The organism is Thalassobacter sp. (assembly GCF_982993085.1).
Window position 1 is genome coordinate 1 of the sequence record NZ_CEZFMW010000046.1, and the last position, 25605, is coordinate 25605.

Sequence of the window (25605 nt, forward strand, 5' to 3'; positions counted from 1 at the left end):
ATCAGAATATTTGGCTGTGTCATGTCTGCCTCCCTTTGGGATCATCGCTAGGGGGCGAAAGGTGCGGCGTCAATTGGTGTTGAACGTCGGGCCTGGGGGTCTACCTGACGGTCATGGAATTACTGCACGCGACCGATGTCTCCAAAAGTTTTGAAACGGGCGAAGGCCCCTTGCAGGTGTTGCGGGGGGTGTCGTTATCGTTGGCTGCAGGCACCAGCCTTGCCCTGACGGGGGAAAGCGGGTCGGGCAAATCGACGTTGCTGTATTTGATCGGTGGCTTGGACGTGCCGGATGCGGGACATATCCGCATCGCGGGCACTGATATCGCAGGCCTTGATGATCCGGGTCGCGCGGCGCTTCGGAGAGGGACGGTTGGGGTGGTGTTCCAACAATTCAACCTGATCCCGTCGTTGGATGTTGCGGCCAATCTGGCGTTTCATGCGCGGCTCTCTGGGCGTCACGATGCGGGATGGACGGCACACCTCGCGGAGCGTTTGGGCCTAAGCGCGCTTTTGTCCCGTTACCCCGAACAACTATCGGGCGGCCAGCAGCAACGGGTGGCCATTGGGCGGACCTTGGCCGCCAAGCCGAAGTTAGTGCTTGCGGATGAACCGACCGGCAATCTGGATGAGGCAACGGGCGACGCGGTGATGGACCTGTTGCTGGAGCTTGTGTCTGAGACCGGTGCGGGCCTGTTGATGGTCACGCACTCTATGCGGCTGGCGGCGCGGTTGGACCGTCAGGTCGGTCTGCGCGCCGGTGTGATCGCGTGATCCGGGCAGGCGCGCAGGCGCTGTGGTCGCATTGGGCGCGGCATCGGTTGCAGTTGTTGGTGGTGATTATCGGCTTGGCGTTGGCCACGGGGTTGTGGACCGGGGTGCAAGCCATCAACGCCGAGGCGCGGGGCAGTTATGACCGAGCCGCAAGCGCGCTGGGCCAAACACAACTGCAACAGATCACGCGCGCGGACGGACCTTTGCGATTAGCGGATTTCGTAGCGCTGCGCCGGGCCGGGTGGCTGGTGTCGCCCGTGGCGCAGGGTGGGTTACGCGGCAGTGGCCTAGAGGTGTTGGGGTTTGATCCGTTCACCGCCCCCCAACAGGCCACGGTGCCGGATCTAAGCGGCGCAGGCGATCTGAGCGCATTTTTGGTGCCGCCCGGTGTGGTGTTCGTCCATCCCGATACGGTGGATCGATTGCCCGAGGGGCTGCCCCCGGCCCGTGTGCTGGATACGATTGCGCCGGGGCGGCTGGTGACTGACCTGACCATCGCGATGCAGCTTTTACGGAGCGATACGCTTTCGTCGATCATTGTGCTCGAAAACCAACCTACACGCCGCACGCCGCTGTCTGATCTTGACGCGGGCTATACGCTGAGCGCGCCGAGTGAGGGTTCTGATATCGCGCGTCTTACGGATAGCTTTCACCTGAACCTGACTGCGTTCGGGTTGCTCTCTTTTGCGGTTGGATTGTTCATTGTGCACGCGGCCATCGGCCTTGCGTTTGAACAAAGGCGCGTTCTGTTTCGGACCCTGCGCGCCTTGGGGCTGCCGCAGCGTGCGTTGGTGGGGTTATTGGCCGCTGAGGCGTTCGTGCTCGCGACCGTGGGAGGCAGTCTTGGCGTCGTGTTGGGGTATGTCGTGGCTGCCGCACTATTGCCGGGGGTCGCCGCGACCCTGTCTGGGCTTTATGGTGCATCTGTATCCGGCAGTCTCAGCCTCAGCCCGATCTGGTGGCTTACGGGGTTTGTCATGGCCTATGTCGGGGCTGCGGCGGCAGCGGGCAGTAGCCTGTGGCAGCTATCGCGCCTGCCCATTTTGGCACCAGCGATGCCGCGCGCATGGGCGCGGGCCAACGCCAGCACCGCAAGGTTGCAGGCGTTTGGGGGGCTTGGGCTTCTAATCGCTGCGTTGGTGCTGGGCATTGCGGGGGATGGTTTGATCGCCGGGTTCGCGTGTCTTGCGGCGCTGTTATTGGGGGCGGCCCTTTTGGTGCCCACAGCCTTGGCGATCATCATCGCGGGGTTGTCACGCTTTGGCACAGGTGTTGTCACCCGCTGGGTCTGGGCAGACACACGGCAGCAAATTCCAGCGCTATCGCTTGCTTTGATGGCGCTTTTGCTTGCGCTTTCGGCGAACGTGGGTGTGTCGACCATGGTCGGGTCCTTTAGGGGCACGTTCATTGGCTGGCTCGATCAACGTCTGGCTTCTGACCTTTATGTCACCACACGCAACTCGGCTGAAGCCGCCGCGTTCCAGGAATTTGTCGCGGGTGATGTCCGCGCCATTTTGCCGATCATCTCAGCTGAGGTCAGCTTGGGTGAAACCCCCGGTGAGGTGTTCGGCATCAAGGATCACGCAATTTACCGCGATCACTGGCCACTGCTAGAGGGGGCATCGGACGTCTGGGACCGTGTCGCGGCAGGAACGGGCGTTTTGGTGAACGAACAGCTGGCCCGCCGTGACGACCTTTGGACTGGTGAAATCCTGATGCTGGCCCCTGATTGGCGCATGGAAATCGTGGGCGTCTATTCCGACTACGGCAATCCGGCTGGGCAGGCGATCATTGGCTATGAAACGTTTGTAGCCCGCTTTCCGGACATTTCGCCGGTGCGCTTTGCGATCAGTGCAGAGGCCCCCGCCGCGTTGCGCGACCGGATTGTCATGGATTTTGGCCTGCCCCTCGACAATACGATCAACCAAGAGGAGGTCAAAGCGTTCTCCCTTGAGGTGTTTGAGCAGACGTTTCTCGTGACCCGCGCGCTCAATGTGTTGACGTTGGGGGTTGCGGGATTTGCGCTATGGGCGTCGTTGACGACGGTGGCCACGATGCGTTTGCCGCAGCTTGCCCCAGTGTGGGCGCTTGGGCTGACCCGTCGCCACCTTGCGGCGCTGGAGATGGGGCGCGCGCTTGTGCTTGCTGTGTTGACGGCGGTGCTGGCCGTACCGGTTGGCTTGGGGCTTGCGTGGGTGTTGCTGGCCATTGTGAATGTTGAGGCGTTTGGCTGGCGATTGCCGATGCAGGTGTTTCCATGGGATTGGGCGCAATTGTTGCTGTGGGCACTGGTGGGGGCGGCCCTTGCTGCGGCCCTGCCGATGCGCAGCATTGCAAAACTGCCCCCGTCCGAATTGTTGAAGGTGTTTGCCCATGCCCGCTAAAGCCATTTGCGCAGCCGTTTGGTTGATCTGCACACCCATGATCGCGCTGGCCCAGGGGTTTGCGGGCCTTGGGCAAGAGGCAGACGGTTATGCGCTGCCAACCCCGGAACCGAGCTTCACGTTTCCCCAAGATCACGGCGCACACCCCGATTTTCGTATTGAATGGTGGTATCTAACGGCTGTGCTAGAGGGCGAGGACGGCCAAACCTATGGCGTGCAATGGACGCTTTTCCGCTCTGCGTTGCGGCCCGAAGGGGACGTGCAGGTGTGGATGGGGCACGCCGGGATCACCACGCCCGACACCCATTTCACAGGCGAGCGTTTGGCGCGTGGCGGCATAGGGCAGGCGGGTGTCACGCCCGAACCCTTTGCCGCATGGATCGATGATTGGACCATGCAAACCCGCGCCGCGACGGGTGACGCGCTGGATGCGTTGCACCTGACGGCCACGCTAGAGGGTGCGACCTATGCCCTCGATCTTACCGCGACGGGGCCGTTGGTGTTTCATGGTGACAATGGGTTTTCGGTGAAATCCAACAGCGGGCAGGCGAGCTACTATTACTCGCAGCCCTTCTATGAGGTCAGCGGTGTCTTGAACCTGCCGGATGGCGATGTCGCTGTCACCGGGCAGGGGTGGCTGGACCGAGAGTGGTCATCGCAGCCGCTTGATGCAGGGCAACTCGGGTGGGATTGGTTTTCGCTGCACTTTGAGGGGGGCGAGCGGTTGATGGGTTTTGGTCTCCGGGATGAGGCGGGCATATCGTTCACCTACGCCAGTTGGATCACGCCGGATGGCGCTGTGACGCCGTCAAACGACCTGCGCCTTACCCCTTTACGTACCGCGAATGTGGCGGGCCGAGAGGTCCCTGTGGATTGGCGGGTTGAGCTGCCTTCCCAAGCGCTGGATATCACGACCCGCGCCATCAATGATGACAGTTGGCAGGCGACGTTGTTTCCCTATTGGGAAGGGCCGGTGGCGGCCACTGGGACGCACAAGGGCCGCGGATACCTAGAGATGACGGGCTATTAGCCTGCGTCAAACATCGGAAAGCTGACGCCTAACGCCCAGCCAAGACACAGCCCAAGGCCCGCACCCACAGCCACCACAGCGCCACTGCGGCGACCAACCCATCCACCCATCACGCCAAAGCTTGCATAGAACAACCCAATCAGCGGCAGGATCAGTAGCAGGAAAAAGAGACGTTCAAAGTCCAGTGCAGTGGCAATTGCGAGGGACCCGAGAAAGCTGATCCGAGCGGCGGTTTTGCGCAGGAACGAGGCGCTTCCGGCTTGGGTAAGTGTTGCCTCCGCAAGTAGTGCAAGGATGGTGCCGATGCTGATCGCCGCGATGATGCCGATGCGTGGGCCTGTTGGGAAAAAGCTTGCGACATAGCGGTCAAGAAATCCGCCAAAAAGGACCAGGCCCCATAGAAGCAGAATGGCAAAGGGCAGTGCGCGCAAGCCTGTAAAACGAACCCCGCCCATGCGCAAAAGGGCGAGTGTCAGAAGGCCGTAAACGGCTGCATGTACCGCAAGGTAATCGGCGACTAAAACCGGCAAAAACCGCAGATCGAACGGCGCGAGGATGAGTGGCGTGACAAGTGCCGGCACCAATGTTGCGAGCCAGAATGTGCGAGTTGGAATTGCGTCTGGGGCAGCGCCGTGGGGTAAGGCGCGTGCCAATGGCCAGCCAAGTGCCACGATACCCGCAAGTGCCAGCAAAACCCACATGCCTGTGGCGGCGATTGGGGGGGTGATATCGCGTTCAAATGCGGCATTGATCCACGCAAGTGCTTCGCGTTTTGCGGTCTGCGAATAGAGGATGCCGACATGCTCAACCCCCGGTGCCACAACGGCGCGCCGGACGACGGGGCCTTGGGTCACAGTCGCACCCTCTTCGCCGGGCCCGACCAGTGTCATGGCGTCGATGGCTGCGTCGCGTAGATGGCCCTCGGCTTGTCCGGATATCATTAACAAACGGGTCGGCTCGGTGCTGGATACAGCCTCAGAGAACATGGAAATACCGACAACTGTTGGTATTTTGTCCGCCACTGCGACGCGGGCGATCACGTCTGTGGCCATAGAGTGCCCGAGCAGCGCGATGCGCCCATCCACCCCCGGCAGAGTGCGTGCAAAGTCGATCACCCGGCGGGTTTCATCCATTAATAATCTGGTTGTGCCGTCGATTTGGGTCACATCGCCAGACATCGGGATCGGGTTGCGACCGTGCCCCTCAAAATCAAAGCTAACGGCATAATACCCCGCGCGTGCAAGCGTCAGGGCGTAGCCCTCCATCAACTGGCGAGACCCGGCAAAGCCGTGCGCAATTACCACCGCAGGACCCGGACCCGCGCCGTAGATAGTGACCGGCGTCGTGCCCACGTTAGTGGCTTGTTGGGGGATACCCGCGCGCTCTTGCTCAAGCTGAAATACCCCAATCGTGAGGGCAAAAAGAGCGACCAACGTGGTTAACAGGCGCATATTTGAAGCTTTCGGTGAGACGATTAATCGGGTGTTCATCTAGTGTTGTTACGCCTTTGGCAAAGCGAAACCTCTGTGAGTGCTATGTCCAACGATTTCGAACGCCCCATCATCATTAAGCGCAAGAAAGTCATCAGTGGCGGGGGGCACCACGGGGGCGCGTGGAAGGTTGCATATGCGGATTTCGTGACCGCGATGATGGCGTTTTTCATGCTGATGTGGCTGCTTAATGCCACCACAGAGAACCAGCGCAAGGGCCTTGCGGATTATTTCAGCCCGGAAATCCCGATTGCTCGGATTTCTGGTGGTGGGGATGGCGCGATGGGCGGCTCTAGCGCGTTCTCGCAGGAGACACTGGCACGTGATGGGGTAGGTGGCATCGGTAAGGAGCAGGGGGTTGTGCAGCAAGCTTTTGGGACCGCAGGCACCATGCAGGCCCTAGCAGAAGCCGAAGAAGCGGCCGCGAAGGAAGAAGAGGATTTGGCCGCAGCCGCCAGCACACTGTTGGGTTTGGGGGGCGATAGTCTGGTTGAGGAATTGGCCTTAACGCATGTGCAAACGCGGCTCACGGATGAGGGGTTGGTGGTCGAGATATTTGATCTACCGGACAATCGGTTGTTTGAACCGGGGACCGATACACCAAAACCAGAACTGATCGCACTTGCGCAGATGATAAATCGTGTATCGACGATGGTGTCCAACAGTGCGGCTATCGAAGGCTATACACGCGCGCGCCCAATTGTTGAGGCAAGGGATATCTCGTGGGATCTGTCGACCAGCCGGGCCAATAGGATGCGGATGCTAATGATAGATGCTGGGTTTGATGGTCGGCGCATCCAGCGCGTGACAGGACACGCTGATCGCAGCCCAAAGACAAAAGGGCCTATGGATTATAGAAACAACCGGCTGGAGGTCGTTTTTCTGCGCACAAACCCGCGTGCGGCCGCTGGGCGACGCTAATCAATAGGCGTGATCAGCGAAAATACGGGTCAAATCTCCGTTCCAGCGACCGTTATAGTCGTCCACCAATTCGTCAGCGGGAACTTTGCCGGTCTCAATGGATTCTTTGAGGGCGTTGAGGAAATGCGTCTCATCAGGGACAAGTCCGCCGACGCCGGGCCGCGCGCGTGCTTTGAGGCCAGCCTCGGAAATGGCGACAGCTTCACGCGCGATATCGATCATCCGCAGACCGTTCACTTCTGCTTGAAGGCCATGGACTGAGGCGGCGACGCGCAGTTCCTCGCGGGTTTCGGCGTCCCAATCCTTGACCAAATCCCAGGCCGCATCCAACGCACCTTGGTCATATGTCAGGCCGACCCAAAACGCGGGCAGGGCGCAAAGCCGCCGCCATGGGCCACCATCGGCCCCCCGCATTTCGATGAACTTCTTCAACCGGGCTTCTGGGAAACAGGTTGTTAGGTGGTCTGCCCAGTCGCTCATCAGGGGCTTTTCCCCGGGCAGCGCGGGCAGCTCCCCCTTGAGGAAATCGCGGAACGACATGCCAAGCGCGTCGGTATATTCGCCATCGCGGTAGACAAAATACATCGGCACATCGAGCGCATATTGCACCCACGCCTCAAACCCGAAACCTTCGTCAAATACGAACGGGATCATGCCGGTGCGCGCGTCATCCAGATGCCGCCAAATGCGAGAACGCCAAGATTTATGACCGTTCAGGGTGCCCTCAAAAAACGGTGAGTTCGCGAACAAGGCGACTGCCGCAGGCTGCAGCGCGATTGCCACGCGCATCTTTTTCACCATGTCGGCTTCAGATTCGAAGTCGAGGTTCACTTGTACGGTGCAGGTCCGCCGCATCATGGATGTGCCGGCGGTGCCGACGCGCTCCATGTAGGCGTTCATCAATTTGTAGCGCCCTTTGGGCATCAAGGGCATTTCTTCGTGTGACCAAATGGGGGCCGCGCCTAACCCGATAAAGCCCACGCCGATCTCATCGGCGATATCCTTGACCTCGGCCAGATGGGTGTTCACCTCATCGCATGTCTGGTGGATCGTCTCGAGGGGGGCGCCAGACAGTTCCAGCGCGCCGCCGGGTTCGAGGCTGACGTTCGCGCCGTCTTTTTCGAGGCCAATGATATGGGGGCCTTCAAAAACTGGGGCCCAGCCATAGCGATGTTGCAGGCCTTCGAGCACCGCCTTGATGGAGCGATCACCATCGTAGGGCAGCGGCTTAAGGCTGTCTTTGCAATAACCGAATTTCTCGTGCTCGGTTCCGATCCGCCAGTCTTCTTTGGGTTTGCAGCCATCTGCAAGATACTGCGCGAGCTGGTCGTGGTGAGTGATCGGCGCGCCGCCGGACTGTGGAATGGACATATGCGTCTCCGAAAGGGTAGCTGTCCCGCCGGAGCGGAGTGGGTCACGACTGAGCGCTCTGGCGGGTCAAGTCAAGGCCTTGAGCGTGCGGGTGTGTGCAGGATGGCACCAAATCAGGCGCGCGGTCGGTGTGCGTGATTGCACAGCGCGCACCATCAGCCCGGTGTCGAACTGCGGCAGCGCGGTGAATGTATCCAGCAGGACATCCACACCAGACGCGCCCGCTGGGATAATAAGGGGCTGGGGTTCATGGCTGGATAGCCGCCAAAAGGTGCTGCCATCGTTCGTTCTCGTAAAGCTTACTTCGCGCAAATCCGCGAGCGCGACAGTGCCACCCGCAAGCGGGCCAAGGTAAGTGATCCGGCCTTCGGTCACCTCAACAAGGCCGGGGGCTTCGGTATCGGTACGAAACAATGCATGGCGCGTGCCGGTAAAAATAAGTGCCGCGCCGATCAGGGCGATGACCCCGCCCGCCAGCACACCAAGCCCAAAGGACGCAAACGCAATCCAACCGCCGATACCGGCGATAGTGGTGCCAATCATCGCCTCACGCCATTGTTTCAGGCGCGCAGTGGCTTCGGGGCGGAGCCAGCTCATGGGGCCTCCATCTGTGTGAGGTCCACGATCATGCGTCCGTTCGGGGCATACAGTTTGCCGCCTTCGGTCGTGTAATTTTGGGGGGTGGGCGCCGGGACATTGCGCCGTTTGCCGAACCCGCGCGCGGCACGTGGCGTCATGGCCGCCCCGCTCATGGAATTGACCCGTTTGAGGCCGGATGCTTTGCCAACCAGATCGGGCGTGCCCGTTGGGCTTTGGATTACGTAGTGTGTTTCGTCCACAAAATATCCGCCGCCGCACTGCGCATCCCCTTGGGGGTATAGCGCGAGGGCGTCGAAATTGGGCACGGCACTGAGCACGGTGTAGGCGCCCTTTGCCGGCCGATCCCATTGCTTATCGACCGCGAAATACAGAAAGTGCAGCCCATCAGGTGAGAGCGCGCAGCGATCAACAAGAATATCGTGCTGCATCCATTGGCCCGGTGCCAACGTGTCGGTCGCCCTGTCCCAACCAATCAGCCGCCACAGCGGGCCCGCCGCTTGGCGTAGGATCAGGGCCGCGGTGGTTTGGCTGGCATAAAACAGGTGCAGTTGCACGCTCACATCCAATCTCCGACTGTGGATTGCCAAAGCGTTAGGGCTGCAACGGCTGCCGTATCCGCGCGCAAAATGCGGGGGCCAAGGCTGATTGAGGTGGCAAAGGGTGCGGCGTGCAAACGGGTGCGTTCCTCAGGTGAAAAGCCCCCCTCCGGCCCGATCAAAATCGCGGCAGGGCCTTGACGTACCGCCGCAAACGACGATGCCGTGCCCACAAGGCTTTCGTCGCAAAAGATTAATTGCCGATCCTCTGGCCAATGCGCCAGCACGCTATCCAGTTTCTCCAAAGCACTGACTTGCGGCACAAACGTACCGCCGCATTGCTCTGCCGCCTCGACGGCGTGGGCCTGAAGGCGGTCTTGGCGGATGCGCTCGGAATTGGTGAAGCGCGTTTGGACCGGACAGATGCGAGCAGCCCCCAGTTCCGTCGCCTTCTCGACGATGAAATCGGTGCGCGCCTTTTTGATCGGAGCGAACAACAACCAAAGGTCTGGGGGCATGTGTTGCGGTGCAGTTTGCGTTTTGCACAGCAACATTCCACGGCGTTTGGCCGCGTCAACGATTTCGGCGCTCCATGCGCCATCGGCCCCGTTGAACACGGTGATCACATCGCCCACGCTGAGCCGCATCACCCCGAAAAGATAGTGTGCCTGATCCGCGGAGACCGCGACTGTTTGCGCCTCCCCCAAGGGCTGGTCTACAAACACCCTGACTTTGCTTTGCGCCATGAAAGGCTCCCCGATGTCTCAGATTGCGCCCCCACCTCAAGAGCAGGTTGCCGATGCCGTCAAGGGCAACTGGGTTGATACCCGTGCCCCGGCGTGGACGCGACCCTATTTACGGCTGTCTCGGGCAGACCGTCCGATTGGAACGTGGCTGTTGTTGTTGCCTTGCTACTGGGGTGTTGCGTTGGCGGCGGCGACGTATGGGCCGCGGTGGTTTGATCTGTGGATTGTGATGGGTTGCGCAATTGGTGCGTTTTTGATGCGCGGGGCGGGGTGTACGTGGAATGACATCACGGACCGCGGGATCGACGGCAAAGTGGCGCGCACCCGGTCTAGGCCCATTCCGTCGGGGCAAGTGACTGTGAAATGGGCGCTTTTGTGGGCGATTGTGCAGTGTCTGATCTCATTCTGTATCCTGATTACGTTTAACCTGACGGCGATTGTGTTGGGGGTATTGGCCTTGGTGCCCGTGGCGATTTACCCATTCGCCAAGCGGTTCACATGGTGGCCGCAGGTGTTTTTGGGCGTGGCGTTCAACTGGGGCGCCTTGCTGGCATGGGCGGCGCACACCGGCAGCGTGGGTTGGGTGCCGATCCTTTTGTACCTTTCGGGCATAGCATGGACACTGTTTTATGACACGATCTATGCACACCAAGACAGTGAGGATGACGCACTGATCGGGGTGAAATCCACCGCACGGCTTTTTGCGGACAATTCCCCCAAGTGGCTGCGATTTTTCCTTGTTTTGACGGTTTTGCTGATGGGCGCTGCTGTGATCATGGCGCTTGCGCCGACGTCGAATGTGCTGGCCCTTGTGCTGGCGTTGGGCGGTGTTTGGGGGTTTGGCTGGCATATGGCGTGGCAGTTAGGGCGATTGGATATCGCGGACCCTGCCAATTGTTTGCGCATCTTTCGCAGCAACCGCGACGCGGGCCTTATCCCTGCGCTGTTTTTCGCCGCAGCGGTATTCCTGTGATTGCAGTGCGATACAGCCGGGGCTAAATGGAAGGCCACCAAGGGAGCCTTCGGTTTATATGTCACGCCTGCCAACAGTGATTGCCACTGCCTGCTTTGCCGTTGCGGGTGCAGCGGCATGGGGCACCGCGCACTTTGGTGCGGACTGGATCGAAGCGCGCTCGGTTGAGGCGTTGGATCGGGTGTTTGCCCAAGAGGCGCTGGATTGGGTCGAGGTTTATCCTGATGGTTTGATCTTGAATGTCACTGGAACCGCCCCCTCAGAGGCCGCGCGCTTTCGCGCGATTACCGTGGCGGGTACGGTCGTAGGCAGCGGTCGGATTGTGGATGCGATGGATGTCGTTGATCCCGAAAGCATCGCGCCGCCTCGGTTCTCCCTTGAGATTTTGCGCAACGATACGGGTATTTCGTTGATTGGTTTGGTGCCATCTGATGGTGGCCGCGCGCAATTGTCTGAGGGTCTTGCGAACCTCGGGGCAGAAGTGCCGGTTACAGACATGGTTGAGCAAACCGCACGCGATGTGCCCGAAAACTGGGCCGACGCCGTCGACTTTGCGTTGCGCAGCCTGCGGGATCTGCCGAGGTCAAAAATATCGGTCTCCAAAGACCGGGTGGAAATCACGGCCATTGCCGACAGTGCAAAACAAAAGGCAACGTTAGAAGCGGCTATTGCGCGGCGCGTGCCCTCTGGCATCACGTTGGCGATGTCTATTTCTGCGCCGCGACCGGTGATCACACCATTTACACTTCGGTTCACCAAGGATGGCGATGCTGTGGCGTTCGATGCCTGCTCGGCGGATACGGATGCCGCACGCGATCAGATAGTGCGCGCGGCGGCCAGCTTGGGGTTTGAAGGCAAAGCCGACTGTGTTGTCGGGTTGGGCGTGCCATCGGCCTCTTGGGCCGATGCAGTATCGCTGGGCATCACTGCCTTGGACGATTTAGGTGGCGGCACGATCACCTTTTCGGATGCTGATGTGACGCTGATTGCTGCTGCGACCACGCCGCAATCAACGTTTGATCGCACCATCGGGCAGTTAGAAAGCGATCTGCCTGATGTGTTTTCACTGCATTCGGTGCTGCCCCCCAAGCCAGAGAGCACGGCCGCCCAAGCCGAAATGCCTGAATTTGTTGCGACGCGGTCTCCCGAAGGGATCGTGCAAATGCGCGGTCGTCTGAGCGATGTGGCCCAAGAGGCTGCTGTGCTTAGCTTTGCGCGCGCGCACTTCGGCACCGAAGACACCTATATCGCGACCCGGCAGGACCCCGAATTGCCCAATGGCTGGCCTGCGCGGGTGTTTGCGGGCTTGGAGGCGCTCAGCCACCTCAATAACGGCACGCTTATTGTGCAGCCCACCACCGTTGAGGTGCGTGGTGACACGGGATCGCGCACGGCACGTGCAGAGATGTCCCGTATTCTGTCGTCTAAGCTTGGCGAAAGTGCGGATTTTTCCGTAGCTGTTATCTATGATGAACTGCTTGACCCCACCGCAAATATTCCCACGCCGGAGGAATGCGTTGCGCGCATGAATGCGGTGTTGGAAGTTAAGAAGATCACCTTTGAGCCGGGCTCGGCTGACATTGACAGCTCTGCGGTGGATCAAGTCGAAAAACTTGCCGCGGCCTTTGAGGATTGCGACCGTATTCGCGTTGAAATTGGCGGGCACACCGACAGTCAGGGGCGCGAGGAAATGAACCTCAACCTAAGCCAGCAACGTGCCGATGCGGTGCGCTCGGCGCTGGTGGATCGGGGCGTTGAGCCCGCCGCCCTAAAGGCTGTGGGCTACGGTGAAACCCAGCCGATTGAGGACAACGGGTCCGAAGAAGGGCGTGAGGCGAACCGCCGTATCGCGTTCCGCTTGATTCAAAATCCGGTCCCCGCAGCTGCATTGGCGGCGGAGGCCGCAGCAAGCGAAGAGGCCCCGGAAACGGGCGAAACCGCTGACCCATCTCAGGAGGCTGCGGCCGATGAATAACACGCAATTTGTCACGACCATCGCCATTATTCTATTCATTGCATTCGTGCTGGGTTGGTTCGCCTCATGGCTGGTGAGCAAGTTCAGTCGTGTTACGAAATCGGATGTTGCTGAGCTGGAAGATATGGCCCAAGCCCTGCATGATGCCGAAGAAATGCGCGATCAGGCCGTGAGCCACATGCAACAGCGCGAAGCAGAGTTGGGTGGTCAGTTGTCTCAGACAGAAGCGGAGCTGCGTGCTGCGATGGAAGGGTTGCGCGAGGCCCGGCATGAGGCGTCAGAGCTGCGCAACTACATCGAAGCACACGCCAAAGGTTAATCGCGCGGAGCTGCAGCCCGGGTCAGTCGATCATTGATCGCGCGTCCCAAACCCACGTGCGGGATGGGCGCCACATCGATCGGTTGCGCCAAGGCGTCCGCCGCGTGCAGGGCCCCGAACAGGCGCGAAGCGGCCTCTACTAGGTCACCGCTCTCCGAAAGCGTGAGATTTCCCTTAACCTGTCCGAAACCGATCAACGTGCGCCCGGCGTGCCGTTCTGTGATGTTCAGGCTGACGGGTGCATCGGGCGCGTAGTGGCTGCTGAGCTGCCCTGGTGCTTGGATTTTTCCCGGGGTTGTATCCTCGGGTAGGGGGTGGCCCAACTGGGCCTCAATTTCTTCAACGGCCAGCCCACCTGCGCGCATCAGCCGGACGGGATCACCGCCCAGAATGGTCGATTCGAGGCCAACGGCACAGGGCCCCCCATCCAAGATAGCAGCGATTTTGCCGTTTAGCCCTGCGTATACATGGGCTGCGGTTGTCGGGCTGATCTGGCCCGAAGGATTTGCCGATGGTGCGGCCAAAGGGCGATCCGTTTCGCGCAGCAATGCTTGGGCTAAGGGGTGTGCGGGCACGCGCAAAGCAACCGTTGGCAAGCCCGCCGATACCAAATCGGATAGGCCGTGACCGGGCCGTAAAGGGGCAACAAGCGTCACAGGGCCTGGCCAAAAGACCTGTGCCAAGCGCAGCAACGGCCCCTCAATCACGGCATATTTCTGTGCTGTCGCAAGGTCCGGGACATGGACGATTAGCGGGTTGAAGCTTGGCCGTCCTTTTGCGTCAAAAATCCCCGCACAGGCGCGCCCGTTCGTCGCGTCACCTCCAAGGCCGTAGACCGTTTCCGTTGGAAATGCCACGAGGTCGCCGCTACGCAGAACTGTGGCTGCGCGCGCAATGTCGTTTGCCTCTGGGGTCAGGATTTCGGTCATCTGAAAATATGTAACGCTGCGTTGTTGTTGATTGGCCGCCAAAGGGCGACCTAGGTTTGGCCAAAACACCCATACCGCTCGCGCCCCGCGAGGAAAAGCGCCCAACCCAAGAGAGCCCGATGCCCTATACGCCGCCTGTCTCCGAAATTCGCCATCTTTTGTCTACGGTCGTTGGTTTTGATCAAATTAGCGCGACAGCGCGCTTTGCTGAGGCAGGCAATGAGATGGTCGATGCGATCTTGTCTGAGGCGGGGCGCATGGCTGGGGATGTCTTGGCGCCCCTGAACCGTGTGGGCGACACGCATCCCGCGCAGTTAGAAAACGGCAAAGTGCGTATGCCCCCCGGATTTATCGAGGGTTATGCCGCGATTGCACAGGGCGGTTGGGTCGGAATGGCAGCGGACCCAGAATATGGCGGCATGGGCTTGCCCCTGACGCTGATGACGGCGGTGAATGAGTTCATCGGATCGGCGTGTTTGTCGATGAACCTGATCCCTTTGATGAGCCAAGGTCAGATTGAGGCCCTAGAGCATCATGCCTCAGATGAATTGAAGGCGCTGTATTTGCCCAAGCTGATTTCTGGCGAATGGGCAGGAACGATGAACCTGACGGAGCCGCAAGCGGGCAGTGACGTCGGCGCGTTGCGGTCCAAGGCAGAGCCTTTGGGCGATGGTACTTATGCGATTACAGGGCAGAAAATCTATATCTCGGGCGGGGATCACGATCTGACCGAAAACATCTGCCACTTGGTTCTGGCGCGCCTGCCCGATGGGGTTGAGGGCACCAAAGGTATCAGCCTGTTTATGGTGCCCAAGCTGATTCCTGATGCGGATGGCAGTCTTGGCGTGGCCAATACCCTTAAGGTTGTGAGCCTTGAGCATAAGCTGGGGCAGGCCGGCTGCCCCACGGCAGTGATGCAATATGATGGTGCCAAAGGCTGGCTGGTGGGTGAGCCGCATAAGGGCATGGCCGCTATGTTCACTATGATGAACAATGCGCGGCTGGGCGTGGCGATGCAGGGCGTGTCCGTGGCCGAGGCCGCAACGCAACACGCGCTTGCCTATGCATTGGACCGCAAACAGGGCCAGACGCCCAATGGGGCGACTGCCATTTTTGACCACGCAGATGTGCGCCGGATGGTGGCTGGGATGAAGGCTGATACTGCCGCCGCCCGCGCGATTGCCTTTGAGTGCGCGGTCTCTATCGACATGGCGACGGCCACGGGTGAAGCGGGTTGGAATGCGCGGGCCGCACTGCTGACGCCCATCGCCAAGGCCTATTGCACCAACGTTGGGATTGCTGTGGCGGATACGGGCATCCAAGTGCATGGGGGCATGGGCTACATTGAGGAAACCGGTGCCGCGCAATACCTGCGCGATGTCCGCGTGGCCGCGATTTATGAAGGAACCAATGGGATTCAGGCGATGGATCTGGTGGGCCGCAAGCTGTCTGATGGGGGCGACGCTGCCTTTGCCTTGATGGACGAGATCAGTGCAATGGATCACCCCGCATTACGCGCCGCCGTGACCGAATTGCGCCACGTGACCGACTGGTTGCTAGAGCAGCCGTTGAATGAGCGGTTCGCCGGCGCGGTGCACTATCTGGCGGCTTTTGCGCGGATTATTGGCAGTTGGACGCATCTAAAGGGCGCGCAAGCAGGGGGTAAACACGCCAAGCTTGCGCAAATTTATGTCTCTCGGGCGTTGCCGGAGGCGATGGCTGAACTTGGGAAGGTTTCGCTTGGCGCGGCGGACCTGTATGCCCTGAATGCAGAGGACTTGGCCACGTAAGGGTACCACAATGAAAGACGCGCCGATCGGCATCAGGTATCCGTGGGAAACGCCCCCCGCCGAGGGCATTTTGGTTGAGGTCGCACAAGGCGTTTTGTGGGCCAGAATGCCTCTGCCGATGGCGCTCGATCACGTGAACATCTATTTCCTGCGGGAACCCAATGGCTGGGTGCTGGTGGACACGGGCTTTGATACCAACCGCGCACGCACACTGCTTGAGCGGTTGATGGCGCAGTTGGATGGGCCGGTGACGCGCGTGTTTGTTACCCACTATCACCCCGATCACATTGGCCTTGCAGGATGGTTGATGGGGCGTGGCGCGGAACTGATCTGTACCCGCACCAGCTATGTCACGGCGCGGATGCTGACGCTGGATGCCCAAGATGTGCCCGCGCCTGAAACCTTAGAATTTTGGCGCGTAAATGGGATGGACCCAGAAGTCCTTGCGCAGCGCACCAATGAGCGGCCGTTTAACTTTGCCGATTGTGTGCATCCCCTGCCGCTTGGCTTTACCCGTGTGGATGAGGGCGATCTGATCACCCTTGGGGGGCGTGAATGGAACGTTGTCTTGGGCCAAGGTCATGCGGCGGATCATGCGGTTTTGTATGAGGTGGATGGTCCTTTGGTGTTGGGCGGGGATCAGCTTTTGCCGTCGATTTCGCCCAACATTGGCGTCTATGCGACGGAGCCAGAAGCGGACCCCGTCGGTGAATGGCTTGATGCCTGTGCCCGCCTTGCCCCGCTTGCACGGGACGATCAACTGGTACTGCCGGGGCACAAATTGCCGTTTACAGGGCTGCCTTTGCGGATGGCGCAATTGGCGCAAAACCATCACGGCGCACTGGATCGATTGCTGGACCATCTGCAAACGCCACGATTGGGGGGGGAGTGTTTCGCGCCTTTGTTCAAGCGCAAGATCACGTCCGGCATCTATGGGCTCGCATTTGTCGAAACCATTGCGCACCTCAATCACCTGTGGAAACGTGGGGACATCACACGCACACCACAGGCGGATGGCGTTTACGTCTGGCAAGCCAAGGGGAACCGCGATGAACGAGACACAGACAACCGCAGAGGCGCTTGAGGCGTCGGCGCTGACGAAGCGCGGCGCGGTACACGCAAACCCGGCAGAGCCCTGCGCCGAAGCAGCCCCTGTACCCGAAGCGGTCAGCAAAAAGCCGGTGGATCAGAAAAGCCCCGCCGAATGGGCGTATCAGCGGGTCATCATGTACCTCAAGAATTTTGAGGAACAGCTGGATGCCGAACATGAGGTCGCCATGGGCTTCACCGGGGGTGACATGGGGGTGCTGCGCATTCAGGGCGTTGGGTTCTATGCGCCGGATATCATCACCTTTTATGGGATCGATCAGGCGGGCGCAAAAACGCAGCTCATTCAGCATGTAAATCAGTTGAACGTGATGCTGCGTACGCTGCCAAAGCCCAAAGAACAGCCCGAGCCGATGCGTATTGGGTTTCAACTGGCCGCCGCGCTTGAGGAAAACACCTAGCTGCGCCGATTTCGCGCGCCAGTCCCCCGTGACAGGGGCCGCGCAATCGGCTAACGACGGCGCAACGGACAGAAGCTTAATCTGGGAGACGACCAATGGCACAAGAGCACAAGCACGGCAGCATGAACACCGAAGTGCATGAAAAGACATTTGACGGCTTTGTGAAGTTCACAAAGTGGACCGTTGTCGCGATCATCGCAATCCTGGTTTTCCTCGCGCTTTTCGCGCGCTAAGCCAATGCGCTGGCTGGCAGTTATTGCCGCCCTTTGCGCGCTAAGCGCCTGCACGGCAGAGCCGAAGTGGGCAGATGACAGCGCGGTGACACAGGCCCGTTATGCGCATGACGGGCCGCCGTCACTTACGTTGATTACAGCGATCAACAACAGATCCGGCAGCGGCGGACACTCGGCCCTGTTGGTCAACGGATCTGAGCGTGTGTTGTGGGACCCCGCAGGCACGTGGTGGCACCCCACCGTACCAGAACGCAACGACGTGCTTTTTGGTATGAACCCCACGGTTTACGACTTTTACCTCGACTATCACGCCCGTGAAACCTTTCATGTGGTGTTGCAAGAGGTCGAAGTAAGCCCCGACGTTGCGGACCAAGCACTGGCTTTGGTCAAGGCCAACGGGGCGGCGGGCAACGCGACCTGTGCCATCACCACCAGTCGCATTTTGCAGGCACTCGGCTTGCCGCAGATGTCGCCGTCCTACTTTCCGGTGCAAGTCATGGAAAACTTCGCTAAGCTGCCCGGCGTATCCGAGCGAAAGATTTTCGACGACAGCCCCGATTCGAATTCAGACGTTCTGCGGTACCGCGCACAACAGGCGGCCAAGGCGGCAGCGGGGGGCTAAGGTCTGGGCAAAGAAAAACCCCCGAGCCTGAGGGCACCGGGGGTTCTCTATGACAATCGACGAAATGCTCAGAGCATCCCTTCGCGTTGCGCTTTTTTCCGAGCGAGCTTACGGGACCGGCGAATTGCTTCTGCCTTCTCGCGTGCTTTTTTCTCGGAGGGCTTCTCGAAATGTTGCTTGAGCTTCATTTCCCGAAACACACCCTCGCGCTGCAGCTTCTTCTTCAGGGCACGAAGCGCCTGATCGACATTGTTGTCGCGAACACTGACCTGCATGTGGTTGTCACCACCTTCCTAAGTTAGAGTTATAAAAAGCAGGAAGCTGGCCTATAACAACGTCCCGGCTACATGTCCAGTAATGGAGGATCGTGAATGACCAACCTGACCGACAAGATGATTGATGCCGCTTTGCCCCACGTTGCGTTTGACGGGTGGTCGCAGGCGACGTTTGAGGCAGCGATGGAGGACAGCGGCGCAGTGCCTGCTGCGGCCAAGGCGGCGTTTCCGCGTGGGGCTGTTGATTTGGCGCTCGCTTTTCACAAGCGCGGCGATGCACAGATGGTGGCCGCACTCAAAAAACGGGACCTTTATGATATGCGGTTTCGGGATCGGGTCGCTCATGCGGTTCGCCTGCGGCTGGAACTAGCAGAGCCGCACAAAGAAGCTGTGCGCCGCGGGACGACGCTATTCGCGCTGCCGCTTTATGCGGCGGATGGGGCTAAGGCGGTCTGGGGCACGTGTGATGCCATCTGGGATACGCTTGGCGACATGTCCGAGGATTACAATTGGTACACAAAACGCTCGATTCTATCAGCGGTGTATGGATCGACGGTGTTGTTCTGGCTGGGTGATGAGAGCGAGAATCAGGCCGCCACTTGGGCCTTTTTGGACCGACGCATCGACAACGTCATGCAGTTCGAACAGGTGAAAGGCGCCACGCTCAACAATCCTATGTTCGCAAAGGTCTTTGCCGGTCCGTTGTGGGCGCTTGGCAAGGTGAAAGCCCCGTCCAAGCTGTCCCGCTCGGACTTGCCGGGCCAGTGGCGCGACCCTTCCGCTTCGTGAAGGCGGCTGCTACCAAGGGGTAACGACGGAGGCCCCTATGGCAGAGCAAATGCAAGTTGTTGAAATCACTCAGTCCGGTGGGCCTGAGGTCCTAAAGCTGGCCACGCGTGATGTGCCGGTTCCGGGTGCGGGCGAAATCCTGATCAAGGTCGCCTATGCGGGCGTGAACCGCCCCGACGCGTTGCAACGTGCGGGGCTTTATAACCCTCCGCCCGGCGCGAGCGATCTGCCGGGGCTAGAGGCGGCGGGCACCGTGACAGCCGTTGGGCCCAATGTGTCTAAATGGTCGGTTGGCGATCGGGTGACGGCATTGCTGCCCGGTGGCGGCTATGCCGAGCACGCGTTAACCCACCAAGACCACGCGCTGCCAATTCCTGGCGATATGCCGATGGATCAAGCCGCTGCGCTGTGTGAGACGGCGTTTACGGTTTACTCCAACGTTATGACGCGCGGTGGGCTGCAAGCGGGTGAAGTATTTTTGGTCCATGGCGGATCATCGGGCATTGGTACGACGGCCATCCAGTTGGCCTCTGCGATGGGGGCGCGTGTGTTTACGACGGCGGGGTCTGATGCAAAGTGTGCGGCGTGTGTTGACCTGGGTGCAGAGCGTGCGATCAACTACCGTGATACCGATTTTGTTGAGGTTCTTAAGGCCGAGGGTGGCGCAGATTTGATCCTTGATATGGTCGGGGGCGACTACCTGCCGCGCAATGTACGCGCGCTTAAAACCGATGGGCGACTGGTGCAGATTGCCTTCTTGCAAGGTTCCAAAGTTGAGCTGAATTTTGCGCAGGTGATGATGCGGCGATTAACGATCACTGGCTCGACCCTGCGCCCCCAAAGCGACGGGGCCAAGGCAAAGATCGCGGCTGATCTGTTGACGCATGTCTGGCCGTTGTACGCGTCGGGGCGGATCAGGCCGGTAATGGATTCGGAATTCCCGCTGGCAGAGGCCGCCGCAGCGCATGCGCGGATGGAAGCATCGACGCATATCGGGAAAATCGTGCTAAAAGTTGGGTAGGGCGGCTTAGGTTCAACTTTTTTGGCGCATAAATCGTGGCAATTGCTGCGGCTGGTTGCCGCAGAGCCTACGTTGTCTGTGCGCCAGTGTTCGGGCCTACGGTCTTTGGGTTTGATATCGCAGTGACGTTGACAGGCTTGGCTCGTTTTCAGAGAGTTTCGCTGAGTGCGGCCAACGCGTTGAGAGATGGTTTGAGCGTTGCTGGTGAGGGCTGTGTCACCGCGGTTGTCCGCGCCATCGTCGGGAGCAACGACAATCGGGTTCTAAATGCGGACAGCCGTCATGGGGTTCACCGTGATGGCACGCACCAACCCCATTCAGCTACCTTTGACTCAACAGTCTTCTTGCAGGCCTTGGATGAGGTCCGGCAGGTCGGCCAATGCGTCTAGCGTGTGATAGCGCGGATGGGCTTCGGGGGCCTCCGCATGCTCCAGCGCCCAAGCTTCAGCAAAGGGGATGAACACGCCATGCCCGCCAGCCTCAATCATAGGAAGAACGTCTGATTTCATTGAGTTACCGGCCATTAAGGCTGTCTCTGGTCCAGCGCCGTGCTGAGAGAATATCCGCGCATATGTGGTTGTGTTTTTGTCGGATACGACTTCGACAGCGGTGAATAGGTGATCAATCCCTGACGCCGCGATCTTGCGTTCCTGATCCAGTAAATCACCCTTGGTGATAAGGATCAGTTGGTGGTGCTGTGCCAGAGTTTCAACTGCCTCTTGGACCCCGTCCAATAGGTCCACGGGATGGGCGAGCATGTCTTGGCCTGCCTCCAGAATTTGCGAAATGACATGCGCGGGCACGCGTTTTTCCGTAACCTCAATAGCGGTTTCGATCATCGAAAGCACGAAGCCCTTGATGCCAAACCCGTAGTGATGGATGTTGCGTTTTTCCGCCTCCAGCAGGCGTTCCGCAAGGTGATCGGCTTCGGCATAATCGCGCAGTAAATCTCGAAAACGAGCCTCCGTGAGCTTAAAGAAAGTTTCGTTATGCCACAGTGTGTCATCGGCATCTAAACCAACTGTTAAGACTTTCCGTGCCATTCTATCCTCACTGCCCCTTTTCAGGGGCGCACATGCTCTTATATTACGGGGCTAGCCGCAGTTTACCGTATGCTCAAGAGGTGTCCCTTGTTGACCCAGACCATCATGATGTCCGACACGCCTTCGGAAAACGATGGCGATACCTCCGTCATCACCGACACAAAGCCCAAGACGGCTAAGCCGCCGATGTACAAGGTATTGCTTTTGAACGACGATTACACGCCGATGGAATTCGTCGTGCACGTGTTGGAACGCTTTTTTCAGATCGGCCATGCACAGGCCGTGGAAATTATGCTGACCGTACACAAGAAGGGCATGGCCGTTGTGGGCGTTTTCAGCCATGAGATTGCGGAGACAAAAGTTGCGCAGGTGATGGATTTTGCCCGCCGCAATCAGCACCCTTTGCAGTGCACCATGGAAAAAGAAGACTAGGCTCCCTTATCTTATGAAATCTCGTTTCGCCTTGGCGCTCCTGAGCGGGCATGTTGACCTGCCTGATGAGGGTCCCGTTGTTGTGTTCCATCCTGATGGGGCGTTTGATTTTGGTCCTGTTGATCCCGCGCGGATCACGGCGGTTCAAGGTTTTTTCCCTGATCATCAGGCGCTTAAATCGCGCAAAATAGCAACCGCGACCGAGGCACCCGAGGGAAATGCCGTGGCAGCGGTGGTCTGCGTGTCCAAATCCAAGGCGGAAACTCTCGACCTGATTGCACGGGCCTGTGCGGTCACGCCAAAGGGAGCGACCATTATCGTGGATGGCCCCAAGGAGGCGGGTATCGAATCAGTACTGAAGCTGTGCCGTCAAATGGCCGAAGTGGGACCTGCGTTCAGTAAGGCACATGGCAAAGTCTTTGCCTTCTCCAATCCGGGGCAGACCCCCGACGGCTGGGCTGCTACGCCACAGAGTGTTGATAGTTATCGCACACGGGCAGGCGTGTTTTCTGCTGATGGGATTGATCCGGGCTCACGCGCGTTGGTCGGGGCTTTGCCCTCGCTCAAGGGTACTGTGGGCGATCTGGGTGCCGGTTGGGGGTATTTATCGGCTGAGGTGTTGGCCCGTTGCCCTGCTGTTACCAGTATTGATTTGGTTGAGGCCGACTGGACCGCGCTTACCTGTGCGCAAGAAAACGTCACGGATGAGCGTGCGACGTTCCATTGGGCTGATGCACGCGATTGGACGGGCCGCTACGACACCGTCATTTCAAACCCGCCGTTCCACATTGGCAGGGACACCGTGCCTGCGCTGGGGCAGGCGTTTATCTCACAGGCTGCGCGCTTGATCGCGCCTCGGGGGCAGTTCCTTATGGTGGCAAACCGCCACCTGCCATACGAGACGACGTTGCGTGCCGCCTTCACCGAGGTTGTGGTCTTGGCCGAGACAGGCGGCTATAAGGTGATTTCGGCCAAAAGACCGGCAAAGAGGTAGACTATGGCGCTTAGCATCAGTGGCAAGACGGCAATTGTAACAGGTGCGGCCAACGGTGTCGGTCTGGCAATCGCGCGACATTTTGAGGAGCGTGGCGCCAAAGTTATGTGTGCGGATCGCGATGAAGCAGGTCTGGCCGAACAAATTGGCGAAAATTCTGAGAATATGAAATTCTTCGCTGGGGATTTGCGCGAAAGGTTAACGGTAGCCAACCTGTTGTCGGCAACGGTGGATGCATTTGATCAGGTAGATATCTTGGTTAACGCCTCCCGGCAGGTGGACAAAACAGACCCTCTCGACCCAGAAGACGGTACCGTAATGGCTCTGCTTGAGCAGAACCTGATGACGTCCCTGCGGCTCAGTCAAGCGGTGGCCAAGCGTATGATAACGCAGGCAGAAAACGATGGACGGGATGAGGGGATCATCGGTTCTATCATCAACATCAGTTCCATTGCTGCGCGTCGTACGCAGGCGGATTTGCTGGGCTATTCGATTTCGCAAGCCGCGCTTGACCAAGCAACGCGATCACTTGCTGTGGCGCTTGCACCGCGACGCATCCGTGTGAACGCCGTAGCGTTTGGTTCGGTCATGTCGGCATCCTTGAAATCATCGTTGAAAGAAGACAGCGATTTGCGCCCTGCGATCTGTGCGGGCACGCCTATGGGGCGTATCGCAAAACCCAGCGAAGTCGCTGATGCCGCACAATTTTTGGCAAGCGATGGAGCGGGATTTATGACGGGCCAAATCCTAACAGTGGATGGGGGGCGCACGCTTCTCGATCCTGTGGATGGCGCGGCGCACTGATCGAAATTGGCAGGCTTTTGCGGTCGTTAACCGATTGAGAGGTTTTGTCCGCTAGGCATGTGGCGTGCCCCTCATTCGAGTCGTCGATCATGTCAAATGCCACGTCACAATCCTCCGGTCCACGTGAGGAAGAAGTCACCTTTGAGCCTCGTGAGCTTTTCTTTTCGCGAACGGACGAACGCGGTATCGTACTGTTCGGCAACGACGTGTTTCTGCGCACGAGCCACTATTCGTGGGATGAGATGTCCGGCGCGCCACATAAAATCGTGCGCCACCCTGATATGCCGCGCGCTGTTTTCTGGATCCTTTGGGAGGCTTTGAATGCAGGAACGCCGATTGGGGCATACATTAAAAATCGCGCGAAAAACGGACAGCCCTATTGGGTTTTCGCGATCATTACGCCGATTTCAGGCGGGTTTCTCTCGGTGCGGCTAAAGCCGCTGAGCGAGTTGAAGCCGAAAGTTATTGAGATTTACGAACGTATACGCGCCCGAGAAAACGCCGAAAAGCTGGAACCGCATGACAGTGCTGCGCTGTTTTTGGAGGAGATCAAGGCACTCGGCTTCAAGGACTACCCGACCTTTATGGCGCATGCGTTGTCAAAGGAAGTTGAGGCACGGAACAGCTTTATGACGCGTGCAGACAACTCTGCGATGACGCGATATCGGAACATGCTTGACGCGCTGGGTCGGATTGAAGCGTCTAGCACCACAATCGTTGCGGGGTTTGCCAACATAAAGACATCGCCGATTAACATGGGGGTTGTAGCGGCGCAGATGGGCCAACAGGCGCTTCCGCTTAGTGTCATCTCTCAGAGCTTTAGCGATATGATTGAGGAAATCCGAAATGGAATCGCTACATTCGTAGCGCGTGCCGATACGGTTGCGGCTGAAATCCACAATGGCTTGTTTGTCACCTGCGCCAATCAAATCCAGAACGAAGTCATTGATATCTTTGAGGGAGGCGATGACCCCGATGTGATCGAGGCAGAGGGTAAGTTCCTTTCAGAGTTAGAGGAACGTTACCTTCAAAGTGGGCTTCAGCACATGGTTGAGGAGATCACGCAGTTTCACAACACCTGTAAACGTTTAACACGGACGCTCTCAGGTCTTTCGGTGACCAGTATCATCGGTCAAATCGAAAGCGCGCGGATCGGTCAACAAGGGGGCGGCATTGACGACATCATGCGTCAACTCGATGGCTTTCAGGAGCGGACACGCAGGGAGTTGGCATCCATTCAGGACGATAGCAATATTCTGCGTGATGCGCTTGAGCATGAAATCGCAAGTGCAGGCGGTGTGGGTGCGGGGATGCAAAAACGCCGCGCAGGATGACCCGCGCGGCGTTTAAACCGTTAAAACAGCCAGTGGAATACCATTTTATGGCTGTTCGTCGTCTTCGTCCGCGATCGCTTCGGGCAAGTTGAACAGGCTGTCGGCATCAAGCTCAGGGCCTTCGTCCTCACGTGGATCATCAGACAGCGTAAAGGTCTCAAGACCGGAAATGGCAGCGGGAATTTTTGGCTCGCTGTCCATTTCGAGGCTTTGCTCGGTGGAAACCAGTTTGCGGCGCTCATCATCGGACATGATGCTACCCTCAGCAGCAAGCTTCTTGGCTGCTTTTTGAACGGCTGCATCAAGCTCGGACTGTTTGCAAAGCCCCAAAGCAACCGGATCAATCGGTTGAATGCCTTGGATATTCCAGTGGGTCCGCTCACGGATGGCTTGGATAGTCGGCTTAGTTGTCCCGACCAGCTTCGAAATTTGGCCATCGCTTAGCTCGGGGTGGAACTTGACGAGCCACAGGATAGATGCGGGACGATCCTGACGCTTTGACAGCGGCGTATATCGGGGGCCACGACGTTTTTCTTCACCCACAGCAGCGGGATTGAACTTGAGCTTCAGCTTTTGTGTCGGATCTTTTTCAGCCGCTTCGATTTCATCTTGGGTCAGCTGGTTGTTCGTGACCGGGTCAAACCCTTTAACACCGGTAGCCACATCGCCGTCCGCAATGCCTTGTACTTCCAGCTCGTGTAGGCCGCAAAAAT

At 58.8% G+C, this 25605-nt stretch carries 27 protein-coding genes; 18 read left to right on the plus strand and 9 right to left on the minus strand.

The window, feature by feature from the left end; translation table 11 throughout:
* Positions 1–113: 113 nt before the first annotated feature.
* From AC4GMC_RS08950 to AC4GMC_RS08960, 3 genes are read left to right on the plus strand one after another with little or no spacing between them, the layout of a single operon-like run.
* The gene (locus AC4GMC_RS08950) at positions 114–773 is read left to right on the plus strand and encodes an ABC transporter ATP-binding protein (RefSeq protein WP_487878038.1); all 660 of its coding nucleotides are present in this window, start codon (positions 114–116) and stop codon (positions 771–773) included.
* The gene (locus AC4GMC_RS08955; RefSeq protein WP_487878039.1) at positions 773–3157 is read left to right on the plus strand and encodes an ABC transporter permease; all 2385 of its coding nucleotides are present in this window, start codon (positions 773–775) and stop codon (positions 3155–3157) included. The genes AC4GMC_RS08950 and AC4GMC_RS08955 overlap by 1 nt, the downstream gene beginning before the upstream one ends.
* On the plus strand, positions 3147–4187 hold the full coding sequence (locus AC4GMC_RS08960) for a lipocalin-like domain-containing protein (RefSeq protein ID WP_487878037.1): 1041 nt from the start codon (positions 3147–3149) through the stop codon (positions 4185–4187). The genes AC4GMC_RS08955 and AC4GMC_RS08960 overlap by 11 nt, the downstream gene beginning before the upstream one ends.
* Here the strand turns inward: AC4GMC_RS08960 and AC4GMC_RS08965 are convergent.
* On the minus strand, positions 4184–5638 hold the full coding sequence (locus tag AC4GMC_RS08965; RefSeq protein ID WP_487878036.1) for an alpha/beta hydrolase: 1455 nt from the start codon (positions 5636–5638) through the stop codon (positions 4184–4186). The genes AC4GMC_RS08960 and AC4GMC_RS08965 overlap by 4 nt on opposite strands.
* Before the next feature lie 84 nt (positions 5639–5722).
* Between AC4GMC_RS08965 and AC4GMC_RS08970 the strand changes: the two genes are divergently transcribed.
* A complete protein-coding gene (locus tag AC4GMC_RS08970; protein ID WP_487878963.1) occupies positions 5723–6598 on the plus strand; it encodes a flagellar motor protein MotB in 876 nt (291 codons plus the stop codon).
* Here the strand turns inward: AC4GMC_RS08970 and AC4GMC_RS08975 are convergent, their stop codons facing one another.
* The 4 genes from AC4GMC_RS08975 to AC4GMC_RS08990 all read right to left on the minus strand — a co-directional run bounded on the left by AC4GMC_RS08975 (position 6599) and on the right by AC4GMC_RS08990 (position 9851).
* A complete protein-coding gene (locus AC4GMC_RS08975) occupies positions 6599–7969 on the minus strand; it encodes a glutamate--cysteine ligase (protein WP_487878202.1) in 1371 nt (456 codons plus the stop codon).
* Positions 7970–8035: 66 nt separating this feature from the next.
* A complete protein-coding gene (locus tag AC4GMC_RS08980; RefSeq protein WP_487878201.1) occupies positions 8036–8566 on the minus strand; it encodes a hypothetical protein in 531 nt (176 codons plus the stop codon).
* Positions 8563–9129, minus strand: coding sequence for a hypothetical protein (locus AC4GMC_RS08985; RefSeq protein ID WP_487878200.1), 567 nt, complete (start codon positions 9127–9129; stop codon positions 8563–8565). Before AC4GMC_RS08985 ends, AC4GMC_RS08980 begins: the two co-directional genes overlap by 4 nt.
* On the minus strand, positions 9126–9851 hold the full coding sequence (locus AC4GMC_RS08990; protein WP_487878199.1) for a 16S rRNA (uracil(1498)-N(3))-methyltransferase: 726 nt from the start codon (positions 9849–9851) through the stop codon (positions 9126–9128). Before AC4GMC_RS08990 ends, AC4GMC_RS08985 begins: the two co-directional genes overlap by 4 nt.
* A 13-nt stretch (positions 9852–9864) precedes the next feature.
* On the opposite strand from AC4GMC_RS08990, the gene ubiA reads away from it, so the two are divergent.
* Genes ubiA through AC4GMC_RS09005 form a run of 3 tightly spaced genes read left to right on the plus strand, consistent with a single transcriptional unit; the run spans position 9865 to position 13118 of the window.
* Positions 9865–10824, plus strand: a complete 960-nt coding sequence (ubiA, locus tag AC4GMC_RS08995; protein ID WP_487878198.1) for a 4-hydroxybenzoate octaprenyltransferase — start codon at positions 9865–9867, stop codon at positions 10822–10824.
* Positions 10825–10882: 58 nt separating this feature from the next.
* Positions 10883–12799, plus strand: a complete 1917-nt coding sequence (locus AC4GMC_RS09000) for an OmpA family protein (protein ID WP_487878652.1) — start codon at positions 10883–10885, stop codon at positions 12797–12799.
* Positions 12792–13118, plus strand: a complete 327-nt coding sequence (locus AC4GMC_RS09005; protein WP_487878653.1) for a hypothetical protein — start codon at positions 12792–12794, stop codon at positions 13116–13118. The genes AC4GMC_RS09000 and AC4GMC_RS09005 overlap by 8 nt, the downstream gene beginning before the upstream one ends.
* Here AC4GMC_RS09005 and AC4GMC_RS09010 read toward each other — a convergent pair.
* A complete protein-coding gene (locus AC4GMC_RS09010) occupies positions 13115–14047 on the minus strand; it encodes an L-threonylcarbamoyladenylate synthase (protein ID WP_487878654.1) in 933 nt (310 codons plus the stop codon). The genes AC4GMC_RS09005 and AC4GMC_RS09010 overlap by 4 nt on opposite strands.
* Before the next feature lie 119 nt (positions 14048–14166).
* Between AC4GMC_RS09010 and AC4GMC_RS09015 the strand changes: the two genes are divergently transcribed.
* The 5 genes from AC4GMC_RS09015 to AC4GMC_RS09035 all read left to right on the plus strand — a co-directional run bounded on the left by AC4GMC_RS09015 (position 14167) and on the right by AC4GMC_RS09035 (position 18200).
* Positions 14167–15837 carry an acyl-CoA dehydrogenase family protein gene (locus tag AC4GMC_RS09015; RefSeq protein WP_487879385.1) on the plus strand — a complete coding sequence of 557 codons (1671 nt, stop codon included), beginning with the start codon at positions 14167–14169 and terminating at the stop codon, positions 15835–15837.
* A 10-nt stretch (positions 15838–15847) separates the two neighbouring features.
* The gene (locus tag AC4GMC_RS09020) at positions 15848–16921 is read left to right on the plus strand and encodes an MBL fold metallo-hydrolase (RefSeq protein ID WP_487879384.1); all 1074 of its coding nucleotides are present in this window, start codon (positions 15848–15850) and stop codon (positions 16919–16921) included.
* Positions 16887–17345: a DUF6173 family protein gene (locus tag AC4GMC_RS09025; protein WP_487878336.1), complete on the plus strand. Its 459-nt coding sequence runs from the start codon at positions 16887–16889 to the stop codon at positions 17343–17345. The genes AC4GMC_RS09020 and AC4GMC_RS09025 overlap by 35 nt, the downstream gene beginning before the upstream one ends.
* Before the next feature lie 95 nt (positions 17346–17440).
* Positions 17441–17578, plus strand: a complete 138-nt coding sequence (locus AC4GMC_RS09030; RefSeq protein ID WP_487878337.1) for an aa3-type cytochrome c oxidase subunit IV — start codon at positions 17441–17443, stop codon at positions 17576–17578.
* Positions 17579–17582: 4 nt separating this feature from the next.
* Positions 17583–18200, plus strand: a complete 618-nt coding sequence (locus AC4GMC_RS09035; RefSeq protein WP_487878338.1) for a hypothetical protein — start codon at positions 17583–17585, stop codon at positions 18198–18200.
* 68 nt (positions 18201–18268) lie between these two features.
* Here AC4GMC_RS09035 and rpsU read toward each other — a convergent pair whose 3' ends face one another.
* A complete protein-coding gene (gene rpsU / locus AC4GMC_RS09040) occupies positions 18269–18475 on the minus strand; it encodes a 30S ribosomal protein S21 (protein ID WP_038005873.1) in 207 nt (68 codons plus the stop codon).
* A 96-nt stretch (positions 18476–18571) separates the two neighbouring features.
* Here rpsU and AC4GMC_RS09045 point away from each other — a divergent pair, with 96 nt between their 5' ends.
* The gene (locus AC4GMC_RS09045; protein WP_487878339.1) at positions 18572–19264 is read left to right on the plus strand and encodes a COQ9 family protein; all 693 of its coding nucleotides are present in this window, start codon (positions 18572–18574) and stop codon (positions 19262–19264) included.
* A 37-nt stretch (positions 19265–19301) separates the two neighbouring features.
* Entirely contained in the window at positions 19302–20285 is a 984-nt protein-coding gene (locus AC4GMC_RS09050; protein WP_487878340.1) for an NAD(P)H-quinone oxidoreductase, read from the plus strand.
* A gap of 332 nt (positions 20286–20617) precedes the next feature.
* Here AC4GMC_RS09050 and AC4GMC_RS09055 read toward each other — a convergent pair whose 3' ends face one another.
* Positions 20618–21328 carry an HAD family hydrolase gene (locus tag AC4GMC_RS09055; RefSeq protein WP_487878341.1) on the minus strand — a complete coding sequence of 237 codons (711 nt, stop codon included), beginning with the start codon at positions 21326–21328 and terminating at the stop codon, positions 20618–20620.
* A gap of 105 nt (positions 21329–21433) precedes the next feature.
* Between AC4GMC_RS09055 and clpS the strand changes: the two genes are divergently transcribed.
* The 4 genes from clpS to AC4GMC_RS09075 all read left to right on the plus strand — a co-directional run bounded on the left by clpS (position 21434) and on the right by AC4GMC_RS09075 (position 24892).
* Entirely contained in the window at positions 21434–21760 is a 327-nt protein-coding gene (gene clpS / locus AC4GMC_RS09060; RefSeq protein ID WP_038006070.1) for an ATP-dependent Clp protease adapter ClpS, read from the plus strand.
* A 13-nt stretch (positions 21761–21773) separates the two neighbouring features.
* Complete coding sequence (locus AC4GMC_RS09065) at positions 21774–22754, plus strand: class I SAM-dependent methyltransferase (protein WP_487879054.1); 981 nt, start codon at positions 21774–21776, stop codon at positions 22752–22754.
* A 3-nt stretch (positions 22755–22757) separates the two neighbouring features.
* Positions 22758–23558 carry an SDR family NAD(P)-dependent oxidoreductase gene (locus tag AC4GMC_RS09070; RefSeq protein ID WP_487879055.1) on the plus strand — a complete coding sequence of 267 codons (801 nt, stop codon included), beginning with the start codon at positions 22758–22760 and terminating at the stop codon, positions 23556–23558.
* Between the two features lie 89 nt (positions 23559–23647).
* A complete protein-coding gene (locus AC4GMC_RS09075; protein WP_487879056.1) occupies positions 23648–24892 on the plus strand; it encodes a PAS domain-containing protein in 1245 nt (414 codons plus the stop codon).
* Between the two features lie 45 nt (positions 24893–24937).
* On the opposite strand, the gene AC4GMC_RS09080 is transcribed toward AC4GMC_RS09075, so the two are convergent.
* The coding region (locus AC4GMC_RS09080) for a DUF1013 domain-containing protein (protein WP_488051937.1) at positions 24938–25605 on the minus strand (668 nt) is incomplete at its 5' end.

Coding starts and splice junctions, on each gene's coding strand:
- AC4GMC_RS08970 (WP_487878963.1), top strand. CDS start 5,723: ATGTCCAACGATTTCGAACGCCCCATCATCATTAAGCGCAAGAAAGTC.
- AC4GMC_RS09070 (WP_487879055.1), top strand. CDS start 22,758: ATGGCGCTTAGCATCAGTGGCAAGACGGCAATTGTAACAGGTGCGGCC.
- AC4GMC_RS09015 (WP_487879385.1), top strand. CDS start 14,167: ATGCCCTATACGCCGCCTGTCTCCGAAATTCGCCATCTTTTGTCTACG.
- AC4GMC_RS09075 (WP_487879056.1), top strand. CDS start 23,648: ATGTCAAATGCCACGTCACAATCCTCCGGTCCACGTGAGGAAGAAGTC.
- AC4GMC_RS09025 (WP_487878336.1), top strand. CDS start 16,887: ATGAACGAGACACAGACAACCGCAGAGGCGCTTGAGGCGTCGGCGCTG.
- AC4GMC_RS09010 (WP_487878654.1), bottom strand. CDS start 14,047: ATGACCGAAATCCTGACCCCAGAGGCAAACGACATTGCGCGCGCAGCC.
- AC4GMC_RS09005 (WP_487878653.1), top strand. CDS start 12,792: ATGAATAACACGCAATTTGTCACGACCATCGCCATTATTCTATTCATT.
- AC4GMC_RS09050 (WP_487878340.1), top strand. CDS start 19,302: ATGGCAGAGCAAATGCAAGTTGTTGAAATCACTCAGTCCGGTGGGCCT.
- AC4GMC_RS08965 (WP_487878036.1), bottom strand. CDS start 5,638: ATGCGCCTGTTAACCACGTTGGTCGCTCTTTTTGCCCTCACGATTGGG.
- AC4GMC_RS09035 (WP_487878338.1), top strand. CDS start 17,583: ATGCGCTGGCTGGCAGTTATTGCCGCCCTTTGCGCGCTAAGCGCCTGC.
- rpsU (WP_038005873.1), bottom strand. CDS start 18,475: ATGCAGGTCAGTGTTCGCGACAACAATGTCGATCAGGCGCTTCGTGCC.
- AC4GMC_RS08980 (WP_487878201.1), bottom strand. CDS start 8,566: ATGAGCTGGCTCCGCCCCGAAGCCACTGCGCGCCTGAAACAATGGCGT.
- AC4GMC_RS09055 (WP_487878341.1), bottom strand. CDS start 21,328: ATGGCACGGAAAGTCTTAACAGTTGGTTTAGATGCCGATGACACACTG.
- clpS (WP_038006070.1), top strand. CDS start 21,434: ATGATGTCCGACACGCCTTCGGAAAACGATGGCGATACCTCCGTCATC.
- ubiA (WP_487878198.1), top strand. CDS start 9,865: ATGTCTCAGATTGCGCCCCCACCTCAAGAGCAGGTTGCCGATGCCGTC.
- AC4GMC_RS08990 (WP_487878199.1), bottom strand. CDS start 9,851: ATGGCGCAAAGCAAAGTCAGGGTGTTTGTAGACCAGCCCTTGGGGGAG.
- AC4GMC_RS09020 (WP_487879384.1), top strand. CDS start 15,848: ATGAAAGACGCGCCGATCGGCATCAGGTATCCGTGGGAAACGCCCCCC.
- AC4GMC_RS08975 (WP_487878202.1), bottom strand. CDS start 7,969: ATGTCCATTCCACAGTCCGGCGGCGCGCCGATCACTCACCACGACCAG.
- AC4GMC_RS09030 (WP_487878337.1), top strand. CDS start 17,441: ATGGCACAAGAGCACAAGCACGGCAGCATGAACACCGAAGTGCATGAA.
- AC4GMC_RS09045 (WP_487878339.1), top strand. CDS start 18,572: ATGACCAACCTGACCGACAAGATGATTGATGCCGCTTTGCCCCACGTT.
- AC4GMC_RS08950 (WP_487878038.1), top strand. CDS start 114: ATGGAATTACTGCACGCGACCGATGTCTCCAAAAGTTTTGAAACGGGC.
- AC4GMC_RS09065 (WP_487879054.1), top strand. CDS start 21,774: ATGAAATCTCGTTTCGCCTTGGCGCTCCTGAGCGGGCATGTTGACCTG.
- AC4GMC_RS08960 (WP_487878037.1), top strand. CDS start 3,147: ATGCCCGCTAAAGCCATTTGCGCAGCCGTTTGGTTGATCTGCACACCC.
- AC4GMC_RS09000 (WP_487878652.1), top strand. CDS start 10,883: ATGTCACGCCTGCCAACAGTGATTGCCACTGCCTGCTTTGCCGTTGCG.